We start from the raw sequence: 1,472 nt of genomic DNA, 5'->3' as shown, positions 1-1,472 counted from the left end.
CCCGAATGCAATTGCATGTATTTCGCCTACTTCGAACCCTACTCCTACGAGCAGCATTTGGACTTGCTGGGCTCGGCCGCGCAGTCCGCATGTGTTCGCCTGGAACGTCTGGGCAGCACGCTCGATGGCCGCGACATGACGCTGCTGCGCATCACCGATGCCAAGGGCGCAACGCCGCAGGACAACAAGCGAAAAGTCTGGCTGATAGCCCGCCAGCACCCGGGAGAGACCATGGCCGAGTGGTTTGCCGAGGGCTTTCTGGAGCGCCTGCTGGACCCCGATGACGCCGTCAGCCGCGTGCTGCTGGATCGCTGTGTTTTCCACGTGGTCCCAAATATGAACCCCGACGGCGCGGTACGCGGCAACCTGCGCACCAACGCCAGCGGCGCCAACCTAAACCGCGAGTGGGCCACGCCGAGCATGGAGCAGTCTCCCGAGGTCTTTCTGGTGCGCCAGAAGATGCTGCAGACGGGCGTGGATCTGTGTCTGGACGTGCATGGCGACGAAGCCTTGCCCTACAACTTCGTCGTCGGGTCCGAGGGCACGCCCGGCTACACCGAACGGGTCGCCGAGATGGAAGATACATTCAAGAACACCTGGCTGACCAGCTGCCCGGACTTCCAGGACCAGTTCAACTATGGACGCAGTGCACCGGGCAGCGCCAACCTGGCTCTGGCGACCAATTGGGTGGCGCAGCAGTTCGGCTGCCTGGCGCTGACCATTGAGATGCCGTTCAAAGACAACACACAACACCCCAACCTGGCTACAGGATGGAGCGGCGAGCGCTCCCGCAAGCTCGGCGCCAGTGTGCTGCAGCCCCTGCTGGTCACACTGTCTTAGGAACGTTTGTTATGTAATTGATAGCGCAACGTGCTTATTCCACGGGGGCTAGCTGCCGATTTGGCTACGAAGCGTTCGACCACAACGCCTTCCATTACGGACGCGTTGTCCGAATACGCCACCAACATGTGCTGTGGGTTGGTCTGGTGTGTGTGGCGGATCATGCCGAACATGCTCTGCTCTTGCGCCACCCCGTCAATCGTGAACTGGGCGTTGAAAATCTTGTGGCGGCAGTGTTCGCTATTGGCCTGGGCAAACATCATCAACTCCACGTCGGTGGGGTTGCGGCCCAGTGTGGTGAAGGCGTTGACCAGATAGTCGATCTCGTCGGCGGCCAGGGCCAGGCCGAACTGGGTATTGGCCTTGACCAGGGCATCCTTGCCGCCGCCCAGCACATCCACATGGTCCATGGGCGCGGCCTGCAGGGCGCCGAACAGGCCCAGGGCTTGGGCGCGCTCCAGCATGGCGTTTTCGGTCATGCGGTCGTGCAACAGGGCCGCGACCTGTTGCAGTTGTTCGGCAGTGAGCGCGGTTTTGCTCAACAGGCCGTTCTTCAGCGTCAGGCGGTATTCCACGAGGCGCTCGATGCGTTTGACCGCCAAGCCGCAGTTGTGGGCAATGTCCGTGGCCTT

At 61.8% G+C, this 1,472-nt stretch carries 1 protein-coding gene and 1 pseudogene; one reads left to right on the top strand and one right to left on the bottom strand.

Annotated elements, in window-relative coordinates; translation table 11 throughout:
• The coding region (locus AC097P_RS23840; RefSeq protein WP_479612910.1) for a M14 family metallopeptidase at window positions 1-840 on the top strand (840 nt) is incomplete at its 5' end.
• 17 nt (window positions 841-857) lie between these two features.
• On the opposite strand, the pseudogene AC097P_RS23835 reads toward AC097P_RS23840, so the two are convergent.
• Window positions 858-1,472, bottom strand: a pseudogene (locus tag AC097P_RS23835) (phosphoribosylformylglycinamidine synthase); the annotation flags it as partial.

It is taken from the genome of Rhodoferax sp. ZS1R8, from assembly GCF_056521325.1.
The sequence above is the reverse complement of the archived record's forward strand: the minus strand, read 5'-3'. Positions and strand labels throughout refer to the sequence as shown.